This window comes from Cyanobium sp. ATX-6F1 (assembly GCF_047395825.1).
GTDB lineage: Bacteria > Cyanobacteriota > Cyanobacteriia > PCC-6307 > Cyanobiaceae > ATX-6F1.
Window position 1 is genome coordinate 401992 of the sequence record NZ_JBCEBF010000001.1, and the last position, 15733, is coordinate 417724.

Annotated in this window: 18 protein-coding genes and 2 pseudogenes; 10 read left to right on the forward strand and 10 right to left on the reverse strand. The window is 63.8% G+C overall.

Going from position 1 to position 15733, the window contains the following annotated elements:
- Positions 1 to 144: 144 nt before the first annotated feature.
- Positions 145 to 837, forward strand: a complete 693-nt coding sequence (locus AAF143_RS02515; RefSeq protein ID WP_255005543.1) for a CDGSH iron-sulfur domain-containing protein — start codon at positions 145 to 147, stop codon at positions 835 to 837.
- Positions 838 to 1132: 295 nt separating this feature from the next.
- On the opposite strand, the gene AAF143_RS02520 is transcribed toward AAF143_RS02515, so the two are convergent.
- Positions 1133 to 1363 (reverse strand): hypothetical protein, encoded by a 231-nt coding sequence (locus tag AAF143_RS02520; protein WP_255005544.1) that lies wholly within the window; start codon positions 1361 to 1363, stop codon positions 1133 to 1135.
- A 461-nt stretch (positions 1364 to 1824) separates the two neighbouring features.
- On the opposite strand from AAF143_RS02520, the gene AAF143_RS02525 reads away from it, so the two are divergent.
- A complete protein-coding gene (locus AAF143_RS02525) occupies positions 1825 to 2352 on the forward strand; it encodes a class I fructose-bisphosphate aldolase (protein WP_255005545.1) in 528 nt (175 codons plus the stop codon).
- 22 nt (positions 2353 to 2374) lie between these two features.
- Here AAF143_RS02525 and AAF143_RS02530 read toward each other — a convergent pair whose 3' ends face one another.
- From AAF143_RS02530 to AAF143_RS02550, 5 genes and pseudogenes are all read right to left on the reverse strand, one after another.
- Complete coding sequence (locus AAF143_RS02530; protein ID WP_255005548.1) at positions 2375 to 2743, reverse strand: AbrB family transcriptional regulator; 369 nt, start codon at positions 2741 to 2743, stop codon at positions 2375 to 2377.
- Between the two features lie 98 nt (positions 2744 to 2841).
- Complete coding sequence (locus tag AAF143_RS02535) at positions 2842 to 3246, reverse strand: hypothetical protein (RefSeq protein ID WP_414026472.1); 405 nt, start codon at positions 3244 to 3246, stop codon at positions 2842 to 2844.
- A 66-nt stretch (positions 3247 to 3312) separates the two neighbouring features.
- On the reverse strand, positions 3313 to 4356 hold the full coding sequence (locus AAF143_RS02540) for a PstS family phosphate ABC transporter substrate-binding protein (RefSeq protein WP_255005549.1): 1044 nt from the start codon (positions 4354 to 4356) through the stop codon (positions 3313 to 3315).
- A gap of 51 nt (positions 4357 to 4407) precedes the next feature.
- Positions 4408 to 5411: pseudogene (gene arsB / locus AAF143_RS02545) on the reverse strand (ACR3 family arsenite efflux transporter).
- 83 nt (positions 5412 to 5494) lie between these two features.
- Positions 5495 to 5827 (reverse strand): ArsR/SmtB family transcription factor, encoded by a 333-nt coding sequence (locus AAF143_RS02550; protein WP_255005556.1) that lies wholly within the window; start codon positions 5825 to 5827, stop codon positions 5495 to 5497.
- A 66-nt stretch (positions 5828 to 5893) separates the two neighbouring features.
- Between AAF143_RS02550 and AAF143_RS02555 the strand changes: the two genes are divergently transcribed.
- Together AAF143_RS02555 and arsJ are read left to right on the forward strand one after the other, a co-directional pair.
- On the forward strand, positions 5894 to 6940 hold the full coding sequence (locus AAF143_RS02555) for an ArsJ-associated glyceraldehyde-3-phosphate dehydrogenase (RefSeq protein ID WP_255005560.1): 1047 nt from the start codon (positions 5894 to 5896) through the stop codon (positions 6938 to 6940).
- A complete protein-coding gene (arsJ, locus tag AAF143_RS02560) occupies positions 6937 to 8190 on the forward strand; it encodes an organoarsenical effux MFS transporter ArsJ (protein ID WP_255005566.1) in 1254 nt (417 codons plus the stop codon). Before AAF143_RS02555 ends, arsJ begins: the two co-directional genes overlap by 4 nt.
- A gap of 21 nt (positions 8191 to 8211) precedes the next feature.
- Here arsJ and AAF143_RS02565 read toward each other — a convergent pair whose 3' ends face one another.
- From AAF143_RS02565 to AAF143_RS02575, 3 genes are read right to left on the reverse strand one after another with little or no spacing between them, the layout of a single operon-like run.
- Positions 8212 to 8742: a thermonuclease family protein gene (locus AAF143_RS02565; RefSeq protein WP_414026473.1), complete on the reverse strand. Its 531-nt coding sequence runs from the start codon at positions 8740 to 8742 to the stop codon at positions 8212 to 8214.
- Positions 8739 to 9074, reverse strand: coding sequence for a DUF86 domain-containing protein (locus tag AAF143_RS02570; protein ID WP_255005570.1), 336 nt, complete (start codon positions 9072 to 9074; stop codon positions 8739 to 8741). Before AAF143_RS02570 ends, AAF143_RS02565 begins: the two co-directional genes overlap by 4 nt.
- Positions 9071 to 9358 (reverse strand): nucleotidyltransferase family protein, encoded by a 288-nt coding sequence (locus AAF143_RS02575; RefSeq protein ID WP_255005573.1) that lies wholly within the window; start codon positions 9356 to 9358, stop codon positions 9071 to 9073. Before AAF143_RS02575 ends, AAF143_RS02570 begins: the two co-directional genes overlap by 4 nt.
- 455 nt (positions 9359 to 9813) lie before the next feature.
- On the opposite strand from AAF143_RS02575, the gene AAF143_RS02580 reads away from it, so the two are divergent.
- From AAF143_RS02580 to AAF143_RS02595, 4 genes are all read left to right on the forward strand, one after another.
- Complete coding sequence (locus tag AAF143_RS02580) at positions 9814 to 10224, forward strand: hypothetical protein (protein ID WP_255005575.1); 411 nt, start codon at positions 9814 to 9816, stop codon at positions 10222 to 10224.
- A gap of 192 nt (positions 10225 to 10416) precedes the next feature.
- Positions 10417 to 11802: a heavy metal translocating P-type ATPase gene (locus AAF143_RS02585; RefSeq protein WP_414026474.1), complete on the forward strand. Its 1386-nt coding sequence runs from the start codon at positions 10417 to 10419 to the stop codon at positions 11800 to 11802.
- Positions 11790 to 12518: an HAD-IC family P-type ATPase gene (locus AAF143_RS02590; RefSeq protein ID WP_414026475.1), complete on the forward strand. Its 729-nt coding sequence runs from the start codon at positions 11790 to 11792 to the stop codon at positions 12516 to 12518. Before AAF143_RS02585 ends, AAF143_RS02590 begins: the two co-directional genes overlap by 13 nt.
- Before the next feature lie 78 nt (positions 12519 to 12596).
- On the forward strand, positions 12597 to 12815 hold the full coding sequence (locus tag AAF143_RS02595; protein ID WP_255005579.1) for a hypothetical protein: 219 nt from the start codon (positions 12597 to 12599) through the stop codon (positions 12813 to 12815).
- Positions 12816 to 12868: 53 nt separating this feature from the next.
- On the opposite strand, the gene AAF143_RS02600 is transcribed toward AAF143_RS02595, so the two are convergent.
- A complete protein-coding gene (locus AAF143_RS02600; protein ID WP_414026476.1) occupies positions 12869 to 13285 on the reverse strand; it encodes a MerR family transcriptional regulator in 417 nt (138 codons plus the stop codon).
- Positions 13286 to 13365: 80 nt separating this feature from the next.
- Here AAF143_RS02600 and AAF143_RS02605 point away from each other — a divergent pair.
- Positions 13366 to 14315, forward strand: a pseudogene (locus AAF143_RS02605) (vitamin K epoxide reductase family protein).
- Between the two features lie 101 nt (positions 14316 to 14416).
- Positions 14417 to 15727 (forward strand): Nramp family divalent metal transporter, encoded by a 1311-nt coding sequence (locus AAF143_RS02610; protein ID WP_414026477.1) that lies wholly within the window; start codon positions 14417 to 14419, stop codon positions 15725 to 15727.
- Positions 15728 to 15733: the final 6 nt, after the last annotated feature.

Here is a 15733-nt window from a genome sequence, read left to right on the forward strand (position 1 = left end):
TACATCCTCCTCAAGCATATCCGCTGCATTGGCCACTCCTTTGAGTCCGATGTATTTACAAGCCGAGATCCAATTCCCGCATGGATCACCATCGGGCGCTCATGGGTTGGCTAGGTATGGAGTACTCCCACCTGTGCCACCGCCATGGTCAAGCCATCTGCAGCCCCTGGGGCCAGTATCACCATCTGCCCCAACGGCCCGTATGTGGTTAGCGGCGGGGTGCCACTGAGCGAGCAGTCCATCGTGGTGAACGCCGCTGGTGACTCCATTGATTACCAGCAGGGCCGCCTGTATCCGTCCCAGGCCACCTTTGAACTATGCCGTTGTGGCCAGTCCTCGACCAAGCCGTTCTGCGATGGAACCCACGCCACAGTGAGCTTCGATGGCACCACCACCTGCAGCCATGCCCCATACCTAGAGCAGGCCGAAACCATCGCAGGTCCCGTGCTCTCGATCACCGATGCCAAGGCGCTGTGCTCCAATGCCCGTTTCTGCGACCCCCACGGCGGCATCTGGGCACTCGTGAAGCAGTCGGACGAACCAGACGCACACCAGCTGGTGGTCTTCCAGGCCAGCCATTGCCCCTCAGGGCGATTGATCGCCTGGGAGCGTGCCACGGGTCAATCGATCGAATCCGCCCACCCGCCATCGATCGCCTTGATCGTGGATACGAAGGAAGGCGTGAATGGCCCCATATGGGTGCGAGGTGGCATTCCCATCCACTCGGAGATGGGGCTCGCCTATGAGGTTCGCCAGCAGTGCACCCTCTGCCGCTGCGGCCGATCAGCCAACAAGCCGTTCTGCGATGGAGCCCACACGCCAACACACTCGGCCTGACGAGTCCGATTGCCCGATCCATCCATCCCACCAATTGGATCACCATCAGGCTGGACCCTTCCGCCAGGTTTTTAGGTCAAGCAGCTTGGTCACCACCAGCTCCTGTCAGAGCAGCAGGGCGAGCTTCTGCCCGCCCTCGCCGCTGAGGGGCACGTCGTGAGCTGAACCCCTCCCCTGGATCGGATCGCCTAAGCACTGGCACCCAAGAGCCGTCGAAGCGATGTGATGGCTGAACAAGCCCCTCACGCTGCTCTCCTTGCGGAGCTGCGCTGGCACTGGGGAGAGTGAACACTCCTCAGGCTGTATGGAGCATCGTCAATGGCGCCTGAGGGGCACGGCGCAGCGCGACTTTCTTGGAAACCGCAGCAATAGCGAGCCCCTTGGGCCCAGAAGCTCCGACTGTTTCACCCGTGGTCCGCATAAGACCAGGCAGGAAGATCATCAAAAAGAGGACTGCCGGCAAGCCTACAAACAGGACAAGGGTAAAGCCGTAACCAAGAATGATCTCAGCAATTGAGTTTGTCATCAGAAGTCTCTAACCTTTACGTGGAATGTGAAGGGAGAAGAAGATTATCCTCTCCACATTTCGGCCTATCCCCACATCTCTTCTTCTGATCACAATCTAGCCACGTCTTGGGCATGGAGCCCGTTGCAGGAAAATCAAGTGAAAATATTTGCTCTCCTTAACTCATCGATCCAACAAGAGCCTCCGAGGAGCCTGGAGAGCTGCTTGTAGGCCGTGCGAAGGCCGATCCAGGGTTGCGCTTCAGGGGCTGAGAGTGCCACGGCCTAATCAAGATGCCGGCGGAAAAGCCGTACCAAACTGGTGGTTGTCAGACGAGTCATCTGGTTGCCAGGCATGGTGTGTGATGTCTTAGGACGGCGGTGACACTCCAACCCTGGCGACCTCACACCCCCTTGTGAGTTGAACAACCTGGTGGGACTACACAGCTAGGGTTTGGGCAACGCCCTGCACATCTGGTCGCCATGGCACTCGAGGCCTTCCGCCAGGAGCTCATCGCCACCGCCACCACCATCGCTTCCCCGGGCAAGGGATTGCTGGCGGCCGATGAATCCACCGGCACGATCGGCAAGCGCTTCGAGGCGATCGCCCTCGAGAACACCGAGAACCATCGCCGCGCCTACCGCTCTCTGCTGGGCACAACCAGCGGGCTGGGCGAGTACATCAGCGGCGTGATCCTCTACGAGGAAACCCTCTTCCAGGACGCCAGCGATGGCACGCCGATCCTGGAGCTTTTCCGCCGCCAGGGGATCATTCCCGGCATAGAGGCCTACGACCAGTGCCTGGCTGAACAGGGGCAGGAGTTCGTCGACGCCTGCGAAGCCGCCAAGCGGGGAAAACCCCTGGTCACCGACGACAACCTCGCCGAGTTCACCGCCCTCTCCCAGAATGGGTTTGCCCGCGAGCCCCGGGAATTACTAGCGCTGGCCCAGTGGCCCGACCATGTCACCGGCTTCCTGGTGTCATGTGAGCCCTTTCATCGACCTGAGTGAGGCGGACCCACCGCCATCCGCTTCACTCCTCCTCGTCGGCCGCACCAGCAGGAATCAGGCGGATCTGCTTGCGACCCAGCTTGATCTCGAACTCATCGCCGGGCTGCAGATCCAGAAAAGCGGTGTAGGCCTTTCCGATCAGCAGATTGCCGTTGCCCTGAACCGTGGCCACGTAGCTCAGCTTGCGGCCGCCCTTGCCCACCGCAGCCGTGGCTGAGCCCAGGGTGACGCCTTTGGCCTCCAGTAGCGCCTCGTAAAAGGCGGTGAAGTTCAGCCGCTCGCTGCCGTCCTTCTTGGTGCTGACGTAGCCAGCGGCCCTGACCAGATCGGACTTGCTGGCATCGCCTAGCTCTTTCACCTTGCTCAGCAGATCAGCACCAGAGAGGGGCATGGGTCGTGTTGTTGTTGTAACCCAAACATACAGGCTGGTTCGTTGAGTACCAGCCCCCAATTGTGGTCATCGATAGTAAGGCTTTGTGTCGTGGTCGTTCAGCGCAGGCTCTCGCAGGCCTCGCCATCACCATTCGAGTCCAAATAGGTGTGTCCCTGGCGCAACGGCAGCTGGGCTTGCTGATAAGCGCCAATCTCCTTGCAGCGATACTTCCGGCCATCAGGAACTGACCCCGGTGCTACGAGCTGAGCGCCCTGCTGCTCTGCCGCGGCGGATGTCCTAAGGGCGGGTGATGCTGCCGGGCACTTGCCATACTCCATAGCGGCTGCGGAAACCCCAGAACTCCGCCTCCAGATACTCCTTGGCATCGCATTGGCCCAGGTACTTGAGATAGGCGTAGCCGCAGGCTCGCGAAGAGGATACGCCAGGCCGTACTCCGCCATCGCCAGGCCGAGATTGATCTCTCCGATCACCTCGGCCACGGTGCGGCCGTAGCGATGCACCGTCTGCGTCAGAAGTGTGACCGGGGCCCCGATCCGCAGCCGCGATTTCAGAGTTGCCCCATCTGCTTAGCGAAATTCTGGCCGCTTGTGCTGGTCGAAGCTGCGCTGAAGGGCGTCGCGGATCGTCAGCCCCACAGGGAGGTCACCGCCGAAGGAAGTGCCCAGCACATGCCGATAAAGTTTGGTCTCCACCAGACGAATGGTGGAGTCAGGAAACGGAATGTAGTTGGTTTTGGCCACCATCGCGGGGGCGTTTCGGATCAGGAAGGTGGTGAAGCTACGGACCTCGGCACTTTCGAGCAAGGCCTGATCGTTGACATAAATGAACAGGGGTCTAGAGAGGGGCTGGTATTGACCCTGCAATACCGACTGAATGGAGGGCAGCACAGGTTTCCCCTTGGGATTGACCACCGCCAGGGCCTTGAGCCGGCCACTGTTGCTGCGGAACCAGCCATAGCCAAGGTAGCCAAGGGCCTGGGGATCACCGGCCACGCAGTTCACCACCACATTGTCATCCTCGCTGGCGGTGTAATCGCGGCGGGAGTTGTCTTCATCGCCGTTGATCGCCTTGTTGAAGTAGTCGAAGGTGCCTGAATCGCCGCCCGCTCCGCACAGCTTGATCGGCCGCTTTGGCCATGCCGGGTTCACCTGGTTCCAGCGGTTGATGCGCCCTTGGGCGTTGCGGTTCCAGAGGAGCGAGAGCTGCTGGGTGCTCACGGCTTTCGCCCAGTTGTTGCCGGGATGGACCACCACCGAGAGGGCATCGAAGGCCAGGGGCACTTCAATGAAGCGGATCCCCTTGGCGGCACAGGCCTTGAGTTCTTTGGTGTTGATGGGCCTGGAAGCATTGCTGATCTCCACCCGTCCGCTGCAGAGATCCCTGAAACCTGCGGTGCTGCCCGTTTCCTTGAGGCTGATGCGGACGCCCTTGCCGGCCGTCGTCTGGCGGAAGGCGCTGATGCCCGCCTGCACGATCGGATACACGGTGCTGGAGCCGCTGATGCGGATCGGCCGGGTGGATGCCTGCTGCTGGGCGAGAGCAGCTCCGGAGGCAACGGGGAAGACGAGCGTGACCGCCAGGGTCAGGCTGAGCCTGAAGGGTCGAGACATGCATGCAGCGTCCAACCACATGACTTTGACCCATCAACCCGTGTTGATGAGTTAAGGAGTGGTTATGGCGGGGCGATTCGTGTTGGCCTGGAAGCGGCGCCTGAGCCACAGCGACACATACACCAGCGCCACTAGCACCGGCACCTCGATCAAGGGGCCGATCACCCCGGCCAGGGCCTGGCGGGAGCTGACCCCCAGACGCTGATGCTCACGGCGATGGCCAGCTCGAAGTTGTTACCAGCGGCGGTGAAGGCAAGCGTCGCTGTTTTCGCATAGCTGAGGCCGCTGCGCCGGCCCACCGCGAAGGCCACGGTCCACATGACTGCGAAGTAGAGCACCAAAGGCACGGCCACCCTGGCCACCGTGAGCGGATCGGAGGTGATCGCCTGACCCTGCAGGGCGAACATCACCACGATCGTGAACAGCAGGCCGTAGAGCGCGAAGGGGCTGATCCAGGGGATGAAGCGCTGCTCGTACCAGCGGGGGCCCTTGAGGCGCAGCCCGATCCGCCGGCTGAGGTAGCCCGCGGCCAGCGGCAGCCCCAGGAACACCAGCACCGCCTTGGCGATCTCCGCCATCGAAAAGGCCACATCCTGGGTGGCCAGGCCCAGCCAGCCGGGGAGGATCTTCAGATAGAACCCGCCCAGAAGGGCGTAGGCCAGCACCTGCACGATCGAATTGATCGCCACCAGCAGGGCCGCCGCTTCCCGATCGCCCTGGGCCAGATCGATCCAGATCAGCACCATGGCGATGCAGGGAGCCAGGCCGATCAGGATCAGCCCGGTGCGGAACGCCGGCTGACCCGGAAGAAAGATCCAGGCCAGGGCGAACATCAGCGCCGGTCCCAGGCCCCACACCAGCAGCAACGACAGCCGCAGCAGGCGCCGGTCCCGCGCCGCCCGGCCCAGCTCCTCGTAGTGCACCTTCGCCAGCACCGGGTACATCATCAGCAGCAGTCCCAGGGCGATCGGCAGGGAGGTGTTTCCGATCCTCACGGCATCGAGCACCCCCTGGATGGCTGGGAAGAAGCGGCCCAGCAGCAGGCCGCCGGCCATCGCCAACAGGATCCAGAGCGGCAGGAATCGATCCAGCAGCGACAGCCTGGCCAGCACGGCACGTTCTTCAGGAGCCGGGCCGCTCACGTGCAAGGAGCGGCGGGCTTGCCGCACTGGGCGCCCAGCTCCGCCAGCCAACTGCGCAGCTGTTCGATCGCTTCTGGGCGCAGGCTGTAGTAGATCCAGCGGCCCTCCTGCCGATCGGCGAGCAGCCCCGCCTCCTTGAGCACTTTGAGGTGGAAGGAGAGCTTCGACTGGGCCAGCCCGAGATCGGCGGTGAGATCGCAGACGCAGCGCTCGCCGCCGCCCAGGGCCTCAATCACCTGCAGGCGCAGCGGCTCGGCGAGGGCCCTGAGGAGTGCCCGGGCCTGCTCGGACTGGAGGGGTGGGCTGGCAACAGCCCCTGGATCGGCCATGTGATCGGCAACACGTCTTGAATCAACTCTAGTTGATCTATGGTCAGAGCACCGCAGGCTTTCCGAATGAAGATCGGCATCAATGGATTCGGTCGCATCGGCCGCCTGGTGTTCCGCGCCCTCTGGGGCCGCCCTGGCATTGAGCTGGTGCACGTCAATGACCCGGCGGGAGACGCCGCCGCCGCGGCTCATTTGCTTGAGTTCGACTCGGTGCATGGCCGCTGGCCCCTTGCTGTGGAAGCTGGCGGGGCAGGCTTCCTTGTTGGGAATCAGTCCGTGGGCTATAGCCAGCAGAAGGATCCCACCGCCGTGCCCTGGCTTGAGGCCGATGTGGATCTGGTACTCGAATGCAGCGGCAAGATCAAAACCCCCGAAACCCTCGAGCCCTACTTCTCCCTGCCCGGCCTCAAGCGCGTGATCGTGGCCTGCCCAGTCAAGGGGGTGATCGCCGGAGAAGAAGCACTCAACATCGTCTATGGCGTCAATCACCACCTCTACGACCCCATCCGCCACCGCCTGCTGACCGCCGCTTCGTGCACCACCAATTGCCTCGCACCGGTGGTGCAGGTGGTGCAGGAAAGCTTCGGCATCCGCCACGGTTCGATCACCACCCTGCACGATGTGACCAACACCCAGGTGGTGGTGGATGCCTTCAAAAGCGACCTGCGTCGGGCCCGGTCCTGCCTGCAATCACTGATCCCCACCACCACCGGTTCGGCGCGGGCGATTGGGATGATCTTCCCTGAACTGCAGGGCAAGCTCAACGGCCATGCCGTGCGGGTGCCGCTGCTCAATGCCGCCCTCACCGATGCGGTGTTCGAGTTGCAGCAGGAGGTGAGCACTGAGCAGGTGAACGCCGCCTTCGAGGCCGCCGCCAACGGCCCCTTGCAGGGAATCCTGGGCTATGAAACCCGGCCGCTGGTGTCGATCGACTACGTCAACGATTCGCGCAGCGCCATCGTTGATGGCCTTTCGACGATGGTGATCAATGGCACCCAGCTCAAGGTTTACGCCTGGTACGACAACGAGTGGGGCTACAGCTGCCGGATGGCAGATCTGGCCTGCCACGTGGCTGCGTTGGAACGTGAAGCCCTGGAGGGTGCCGCCCGATGAAACACCTCACGGGATTGCAGCAGTACGCGGTCGTGACGGCCAACTACTGGGCCTTCACCCTCACCGATGGGGCCCTGCGCATGCTCGTGGTGTTCCACTTCCACCAGCTCGGCTACTCCACCCTGGAGATCGCCTTTCTGTTTCTCTTCTACGAATTCTTCGGAATCATCACGAACCTCTACGGCGGCTGGCTGGGGGCCCGCTTCGGGCTGCGGCTCACCCTCTGGGCCGGAACGCTCATGCAGGTGGCGGCCCTGCTGATGCTGATTCCGGTGGCCGACGACTGGCCGCGCTGGTGGAGCGTGGCCTACGTGATGGTGGCCCAGGCGATCAGCGGCATCGCCAAGGACCTCAACAAGATGAGTGCCAAGAGCGCCATCAAGACGGTGGTGGCGGAAACCCCCGAGGACCCCAGCAGGGGCGAGAACCAGCTGTTCAAATGGGTGGCGATCCTCACCGGCTCCAAAAACGCCCTTAAGGGGGTGGGCTTCTTCCTTGGCGGCCTGCTGCTCACCACGATCGGCTTCAGTGCGGCCGTTGGGGCCATGGCCGCCGGTCTGTTTCTTTCCTTTCTGATGACTTTGGTGCTGCCCGGCGAGATCGGCCGCATGAAGGAGAAGCCCGCCATCACGGCCCTGTTCTCCAAATCGAAGGGCATCAATGTGCTGTCGCTGGCTCGCTTCTTCCTGTTCGGCGCTCGTGATGTCTGGTTCGTGGTGGCCCTGCCGGTCTTCCTGCAGGCGGCCCTGGGTTGGAAGTACTGGGAGGTGGGCGGTTTCATGGGCCTGTGGGTGATCGGCTACGGGATCATTCAGGCCTCGGCCCCGGCCCTGCGGCGCAGCTGGGGGAAGAGTGCGCCTCCGGGAGTGTCCGCCGTGCAGTTCTGGAGCGCCGTGCTGACGGCCATCCCCGCTCTGATCGCGATCAGCCTGTGGCGCGACGTGAGCAACCCCGGCATCGCCGTGGTGGTGGGCCTGGCGGCCTTTGGGGCCGTGTTCGCGATGAATTCCTCGATTCACAGCTACATGGTGCTGGCCTACACCGATGCCGAATCGGTGAGCCTCAACGTGGGCTTCTATTACATGGCCAATGCGGCCGGCCGGCTGGTGGGCACCCTGCTCTCCGGTGCCCTGTTCCTGGTGGGCGGCCTGCAGGCCTGCCTGTGGGCCTCGTGCCTGCTGGTGGCCCTGGCCTTCCTTTCGGGGATTCGCTTGCCACCGCCAATGCGACAGCAGCTCGAGGCGGCTTGATCTCAGGCATCAGCAGGGCAATCAGGAGTTGCCGCCCGATCGGGGGGGTGATCTGCGGCATCGAAAGTCCCAGGGGCGGGTGATACCGCCGGGCACCTGCCACACGCCGTAGCGGCTGCGGGAGGCCCTGAATTCAGCATCGAGATACTCCTTGGCGTCGCACTGGCCCAGGTACTTCCGGTAGGCGAAGGCCATGCCGTCTTCCACCAGGGCCAGGTTGATATTCACGCCACCGATCACCTCGGCCACGGTGCGGCCGTAGCGATCCACTGTCTGCGGCCTGAGGGTCACGCTGGAGCCCAGCCGCAGGTGGCTTTGCAGGTAGCTGCGGGCCTCGGCGCCATAGGGGGCCTGGGCCATCTCGGGCGCATCAATGCAGGCCAGCCGCACCGTGATCCGCTGTTGGCCGTGTTGCAAGCGGATGGTGTCGCCGTCGCCGATCGAGAGCACCGTGGCGGAAGCCTGTTGGTTGGCCTGCGCCGTGCCTACAAAGAAAACGTTGCCCCACCCAGCGATGAACGCAGCGGCACCGATCAGCAGCCAACTGATCAAAGGCCGAGCACAGGCTCGATCTGCTCCAGCAGCGCTGGCAATTGCTCGCTCAACGTGATCCACACCTCTTCGAGGTCCACGCGGTCATAGGCATGGATGAGTACGTCCCGCATTCCGGCCATCTCCCGCCAGGGAATCTGCGGATGTTGCTGGCGGCACGAGTCGCTCAGACGCTTTGTGGCTTCTCCGATGATCTCAAGATTGCGCACCACCGCGTCCTGTAGAACGTCGCTGGCCAGGAACGTCTCGCGATCGGGGATGGTGAAGCCTTGAACCCGCCTGATCGCGGTCAGGATGTCGCCCAGGGCATCACGGTCCCTTGGCTCGATCACAGGGGAATGGCGTCCCGCTCGGCAGAAGCCAGTGCGGCTGGCTTGAGATTGCGTCGGCGAATCAGATCCACGCGGCAATGCAACGTGTCTTCCAAAGCCAGCTTCAGGGCGATGCGTTCCAGCAGACCCGTGCGTGCAGGCAGATCCACCAGGAGATCCAGGTCACTGTCGGCTCCAGCCTGATCACGGACCACCGAGCCAAACGCCGCCAGATTGGTGGCGCCGTGGGCAGTTGCGATCTCCCTGATCCTTGGAGCCTGAGCCAGCAGGTCGTCGAGGCGCATGGCAACCCAGAAGCCTTGGTCAGCTTAAGAGAGACAGCTCAGCACGACTTGCCTCCTCGTGGCCTTGTCAGGGCCGAACTCAGTTCCAATGAAAAGGGCGCCCCGTGTCGGGCGCCCTCGGGCCGGTTGCAGGGAACTGGTTTGAACCGCCCTGGTCGAGACCTCTGATTCATTGATAGATCCGTTTGGCCGTGGTGTCAGTACGGCAAACCTCACTCCTGGGCCACACCCCATCACCGCTGGGGCTCGCAGGGCCTCAAAAACGGGCGAGGAGGTGCGCCTGCGCGGGAGCTTCCGGGATTTTTCGGGTCGCACTGTCTACCACTGCAACAACCTCGACCACGAGGATCTGGGGCTGATGGGGGTGCTGCAGATCGATGAGTGAATGGTCTGACTCTTCTCAAGATGATCACTTCCATAGTCGCCAAAGACACAGGACTCGAATTGATCCGTGCATGCGCCACGTCCTGACCCTGTTAATGAGCTGTTGGTGGCTGGCAGCCCCGGTGATGGCGGCTGAATTGGAGCCGTGTCAGAGACTGCTGGATCAACGCAATGCCCTGGCCGAGCAGGCCATGAAGGCCGAAATCGCCCTGGTCCGTACCACCCGTGAACGGATCTGCCCGGTGCTCAGCCAGCAGGCCGATGGGGCCAATGCCAACGACCGCAACGGGCTGACCATCGACTACCAGGCCCTGCTCGACTGCCGCCACAAGGCGGAAAAACAGCTGCTGCGCAACCAGCGGGTTCTCTACGTCAACCGCCAGTTGTTCAGGTTTTACACGGCGGCTGGAGCAAAGCTGGCCCGGCAAGCCGATCGGCTGATGCAGCCGTTGCGGGATCAGGAGTGCCCCCAGCTGCGTTGATCAACAACCTGTGGCCATGAGGTGATGGCCAGACCCTTGACCCTGAAGCGACTACAGGCTGTTTGCTGGGGTCTGGATGACAACTCCATGGCGGATCCTTGCTGCAGCAGCGGAACCAGCGGGCAGACGGCCGGAGCCCTCCCAGCGCCGCAGCCGGCCGCCGGTACCGAAAGGTTGTATCGGATCAGCGCCATGGATTGCGCCACCGAAGAAACCGAAATTCGCCATGCCCTCTCAGCGCTCGACGGCATCCGAGGTCTGAGGTTCCTGCTGGCCGAGCGGATTCTGGCGATCGATGCCGAAACAGCTGCGCTCAACTCCGCGCTCGCCGCGATCCGCCGGCTGGGGTTCAACCCGGAGCCGATCAGCCCCGATCACCGGCCGTCCGCCGCCCAGACCCGCGCCGAACGGCGCCGTGAACGGCTCCGCCTGGCGGGCTCCCTGGCGCTGGCGATCACGGCGGAGCTGCTGCATCTGGTCGTTCCCGCCTACCCGGGCCATGAGCTGCTGGAGATCGGGATCGCCATCGCCGCGATCGCCCTGGCGGGCTTCTCCGTGTTTCGCAAGGGCCTCGCGGCCCTGCGCCAGGGCCGGCTGAACATCAATGCGCTGATGAGCGTGGCGGTCACGGGTGCTTTCCTGATCGGCCGCTTCCCGGAAGCCGCCATGGTGATGGCGCTCTATGCCGTCGCCGAGGCGATCGAAGCGCGGGCGGTAGAGCGGGCCCGCCAGGCGATCACCAGCCTGATGGCCCTGGCCCCCGATCAGGCGGAGATCCGCCAGAGCGATGGCCGCTGGCAACGCGTGTCAGCCACTGCTGTGGCCATCGGAGCTGTGGTGCGTGTCCGCCCGGGCGAACGGCTGCCGCTCGATGGCACGGTGCTGAGCGGCGAGAGTGCGATCAACCAGGCCCCGATCACCGGCGAAAGCCTGCCGGTCGACAAAAGGCCAGGGGATGGGGTGTTTGCGGGCACGATCAACCAGGGCTGCGCCCTCGAAATCCAGGTGACGGCGCCGGCTTCCCACAGCACGCTGGCGCAGATCATCCAGGCCGTGGAGGAAGCCCAGGCCTCCCGTGCCCCAATCCAGCGCTTCGTCGATCGCTTTGCGGCCCGCTACACCCCGGCCGTGTTCGTCATGGCCCTGGCTGTTGCCCTGCTGGCGCCGCCCTTACTGGGGTTCACCCCACTCCAGGCGATCTACAAGGCCCTGGTGCTGCTGGTGATCGCCTGCCCCTGCGCGCTGGTGATCGCCACCCCAGTCACGCTGGTGAGTGGCCTGGCCACCGCCGCCCGTCGCGGCATCATCATCAAAGGCGGCCTTTACATCGAGGAGGCCCGCAAGATCAAGGTGCTGGCCCTCGACAAGACCGGCACGATCACCCTGGGGCAGCCCAAGCTCGTGGCCTTCTCCCCACGGCAAGAAGGAGCAGACGCTGGCGCTCTGAAACAGCTGGCCAGCAGCCTGGCGGAGCGCTCCGACCATCCGGTGTCGCGGGCGGTGGCCGCCGGCCTCGATGGCGAGCGGCTGGCCGTGGAGGCCTTCGAGGCCCTGCCGGGGCGGGGGTGCGCGGCCTGATCGCGGGGCGGCCGCTGATGCTGGCCAACCACCGCTGGATCGAGGAGCTGGGGCTCTGCTCCAGCGACCTGGAAGCCTCGATGCAGGTTCACGAGCGCCAGGGCCATTCGCTCAGCCTGCTGGCGGATGACAGCGGCGTGCTCGCCCTGATCGCCGTCGCCGACACCGTTCGGCCCAGCTCCGCGGCAGCCATGGAGGCCCTGCGGAGCCTGGGTGTCACTCCGGTGATGCTCACGGGCGACAACGCAGCCACCGCGACTGCGATCGCGGCCCTTTCAGGAATTGAGGAGGTGAGGAGCAACCTGCTGCCTCAAGACAAGCTCGAGGCGGTGGCCGATTTGCAGGCCCGCTACGGATTCGCGGCCATGGCCGGCGATGGCATCAACGATGCGCCGGCTCTGGCCCAGGCGGACATTGGCTTTGCGATGGGGGCCGCGGGCACCCACATCGCCATCGAAGCCGCCGATGTGGTGATCATGAACGACGATCTGATGCGCGTACCAGAAACGATCGCCCTCTCTCGCCGCACCTTCCGAATCCTCCGCCAGAACATTGCGCTCGCGCTGGGAATCAAGGCCCTTTTCCTCGTGCTCACCGTGGCGGGCAATGCCACGATGTGGATGGCGGTCTTTGCTGACATGGGCACCAGCCTGATTGTGATCGCCAATGGCCTGCGTCTGCTCCGCAGCCCCAATCTCCTGACCCATCGCCGCTAAGCAGCCCTGGATCTCCCCAGGCTTGACTCTCCCCTTGGGTGGAGGCTATATGGTGAGTTGCCTTTTAATGACTGTGTGATGAAAATCACCCCGCTGGCTACTTTGCTGTTTGCAGGCCTTGCCATTGGCTTCATGGCTGCGCCAGCTCAGGCAAGCACTCAACCCAAACCAACTGGTAATGAGCAGATTCGGGTATCCAGCGCTGATCTGGCGGCAATCCCACAACAACCGGCTGACAGCACACCTTCTCAAGGTGGATGTTGCTGCTGCAAGCAACCTATGAAGAATATGAACTGACATCGCCAGGCTTGTAAGTTCTGCCAGTCTTCTGATCATCCACTGCGAGTTTTTCAGATGACTGGCTTTTTGTTTTCAGTGCAACGATTCAGCTCGGCGAGAATACCGCAGGTCTCCCCTGATCCGGCTGCCGGCAGAACCCTCTGAGCTGCCGCAGCTGATCCCTGGAGTTGATGCAATTCATCCACGCGGGCATCGACCTCGGCGATCTTCTCGTCCAGCAGGACATTCACCGTCAGACAGCTTCCGGTCGGTGTGTCGAGCGCCCCGATGAGGACGCGGACCTCCTCCAGGCTCATGTCAAGGCCGCGGCAGTAGCGGATGAAACGCAGCTGCTCCACATGCCGCGGCGAATAGAGGCGGTAGTTGCTATCCGTGCGCTGTGGCACCGGCAGCAAGTGCTCCCGTTCGTAATAGCGGATGGTTTCGATCTTCACCCCGGTGGACCGTGCCAACTCGCCGATCTGCATCGATCCTCCCTCCCCGGTAGGTGGCAACCCCTTCTCGAGCACATTAGGTCCTTGACCCTGGAGCCACTTCAGGCTTTTCAATGGCGGCATCTCCAACCTTCTCTCAGCCTGTGAGCAGTGCTACGCGAACCAAACCTCTCTCCCGCCGGGCCGGCCAGGAGCAAGGCCGGCCCTGGGTGCGGCTCACCATGGCCGTGCTCGCCACGATCGGCATGATCGACACTGGCTCGATCACCGCCAAGCGCTGGGGTTGGATCGGCAGCCTGTCCTGTCCGGGCGGCAGCGATGGCTGCGACAAGGTGCTCGGCAGCGCCTGGGGCACGCTGCTGGGCCAGCCGCTTTCTCTCTTTGGATTTTTGCCTACGCCACGGTGCTCCTGCTGGCCCTGATGCCGTTGCTGCGAGGAGGTCTGCGGTCCCCTGGATCGGAGGGCAATCGGTGGGCTCTGTTCCTCACCTGCAGCGGCATGGCCGTCTTCAGCTTGGTGCTGATGGGGCTCCTGGTGTTCGAGATCAAGGCCTTCTGCACCTTCTGTGTGGTGTCAGCCGCCCTTAGCCTCGCGCTGTTCCTGTTGAGCCTTGTTGGAGGTCTCTGGATCGACCGCAGCCAAGTGATCTTTCGCGGAATGATGACGGCCTTTCTTGTCGCTCTGCTGGGGCTGGGCTGGGCGGCCTCGGCGGACCAGTCTGTCGCTCAAAGCGGGCGGGTGGCTCCAGCTGTCATCAGCGCCAGCTCGCAAGCCAAGATTGCGCTGGCGGAGCATCTGAGCAGCAGTGGTGCCCGGGTGTTCACGGCGTACTGGTGCCCCCACTGCCATGACCAGAAGGAGGCCTTCGGCAAGGAAGCCGCCGCCAAGCTCCAGGTGATCGAATGTGCCGAAGACGGCGTCAACAGCCAGGCCGCGCTCTGCAAGCAGCAGGGGGTTCAGGGCTATCCCAGCTGGCAGATCAAGGGCGTTGTGGATTCAGGCGTCAAGCCGCTGAATACTCTCGCTGATCTCAGTGGCTACACCGGTTCCCGCGACTTCTGAACTGGCGGTGATCCCTTCATCAGGGCGGGGTCAGGCCAGCTGTGCCCCGGCAGGATCGCAGCCTCCCTCGCCTTACCCTCCAGCTCCGCTGGCATCACTTCATGCCTGATGCACCGCTCGGCACCGCCGCCCGCATCGACGCGCAGACCGTGGAGGTGCCCGCCGGCCTGGGCACCCTGCGCACCTTCCTGCGGGTGCTCGGCCCCGGGTACCTGGTGGCCGTGGGCTACATGGATCCAGGCAACTGGGCCACGGATCTGGCGGCCGGTTCACAGTTCGGCTACCGCCTGCTGTGGGTGATCGGGCTCTCCAGCCTGATGGCGATGGTGCTCCAGTCGCTCTGCTGCCGGCTGGGCATCGCCACGCGGCTGGATCTGGCCCAGGCCTGCAGCCAGCTGCTGCCGCGGTTCTGGCGGATTCCCCTGTGGCTACTGGCCGAGGTGGGCATCATTGCCTGCGACCTGGCCGAGCTGGTGGGCAGCGCCATTGCCCTGCAGCTGCTCTTCGGTCTCCCCTTGCTCTGGGGGGTGGGGCTCACGGCCGCCGACACCCTGTTGCTGCTGGCCTTGCAGCGCTTCGGGATCCGCCGATTGGAGGCCCTGGTGATCGCCCTGGTGGCTCTGGTGGGCGGTTGTTTCGCCGTCGAGATGCTGCTGCTCCAACCCGATTGGAGCCAGGTGGGCCTGGGCTTTCTTCCCCAGGCCGCCAGCCTCAGGGACGGCCAGCAGCTGTTCCTGGCCGCCGGCATTCTCGGGGCCACGGTGATGCCCCACAACCTCTATCTGCATTCCTCGCTGGTGCAATCCCGCCTTTGGGTCGGCGGCCAGGGAACGCAGCGCAGGGCCCTGGCTTTCAGCACCTGGGACACCCTGATCGCCCTCAGCCTGGCTTTTCTGATCAATGTCTCGATCCTGGTGCTGGCCGCAGGCGGCTTCTACGGACGGCTGCCGCTGCCGGTCACGGACCTGAGCGAGGCCTACCGGCTGCTGACGCCGATGCTGGGCACCTCGCTGGCCAGCGTGCTCTTCGGGGTGGCCCTGCTGGCGGCGGGCCAGAGCTCAACGCTCACCGCCACCATGGCTGGCCAGATCGTGATGGAGGGGTTCCTGCAGATCCGTCTTCCCGACTGGAAGCGGCGGCTGCTCACCCGCGGCCTGGCCCTGATTCCGGCGATGGCCACCGTGATCCTGTTCGGGGAACGGGCCACCACCAACCTGCTGGTGCTGAGCCAGGTAGTGCTGTCGCTGCAGTTGCCGTTCGCGGTGATCCCGCTCGTGTGGTTCTGCGGGCGGCGCGCTCTGATGGGCGAGCTCAGAGCGCCGCTCGCTCTGCAGGCCGCGGGCTGGCTGTGCGCCGGTGTGATTGTGATGATCAACCTCTCCTTGCTCAGCGCGGTGCTGCGGGGCGGCTGAACTGTT

Excerpts from the sequence above, each read along its gene's own strand:
- AAF143_RS02555 (WP_255005560.1), top strand. The coding sequence starts at position 5,894 with ATGAAGATCGGCATCAATGGATTCGGTCGCATCGGCCGCCTGGTGTTC.
- AAF143_RS02520 (WP_255005544.1), bottom strand. The coding sequence starts at position 1,363 with ATGACAAACTCAATTGCTGAGATCATTCTTGGTTACGGCTTTACCCTT.
- AAF143_RS02550 (WP_255005556.1), bottom strand. The coding sequence starts at position 5,827 with ATGGCCGATCCAGGGGCTGTTGCCAGCCCACCCCTCCAGTCCGAGCAG.
- AAF143_RS02595 (WP_255005579.1), top strand. The coding sequence starts at position 12,597 with ATGAAAATCACCCCGCTGGCTACTTTGCTGTTTGCAGGCCTTGCCATT.
- AAF143_RS02600 (WP_414026476.1), bottom strand. The coding sequence starts at position 13,285 with ATGCAGATCGGCGAGTTGGCACGGTCCACCGGGGTGAAGATCGAAACC.
- AAF143_RS02515 (WP_255005543.1), top strand. The coding sequence starts at position 145 with ATGGTCAAGCCATCTGCAGCCCCTGGGGCCAGTATCACCATCTGCCCC.
- AAF143_RS02530 (WP_255005548.1), bottom strand. The coding sequence starts at position 2,743 with ATGCCCCTCTCTGGTGCTGATCTGCTGAGCAAGGTGAAAGAGCTAGGC.
- AAF143_RS02580 (WP_255005575.1), top strand. The coding sequence starts at position 9,814 with ATGCGCCACGTCCTGACCCTGTTAATGAGCTGTTGGTGGCTGGCAGCC.
- AAF143_RS02525 (WP_255005545.1), top strand. The coding sequence starts at position 1,825 with ATGGCACTCGAGGCCTTCCGCCAGGAGCTCATCGCCACCGCCACCACC.
- arsJ (WP_255005566.1), top strand. The coding sequence starts at position 6,937 with ATGAAACACCTCACGGGATTGCAGCAGTACGCGGTCGTGACGGCCAAC.
- AAF143_RS02585 (WP_414026474.1), top strand. The coding sequence starts at position 10,417 with ATGGATTGCGCCACCGAAGAAACCGAAATTCGCCATGCCCTCTCAGCG.
- AAF143_RS02575 (WP_255005573.1), bottom strand. The coding sequence starts at position 9,358 with ATGCGCCTCGACGACCTGCTGGCTCAGGCTCCAAGGATCAGGGAGATC.
- AAF143_RS02540 (WP_255005549.1), bottom strand. The coding sequence starts at position 4,356 with ATGTCTCGACCCTTCAGGCTCAGCCTGACCCTGGCGGTCACGCTCGTC.
- AAF143_RS02610 (WP_414026477.1), top strand. The coding sequence starts at position 14,417 with ATGCCTGATGCACCGCTCGGCACCGCCGCCCGCATCGACGCGCAGACC.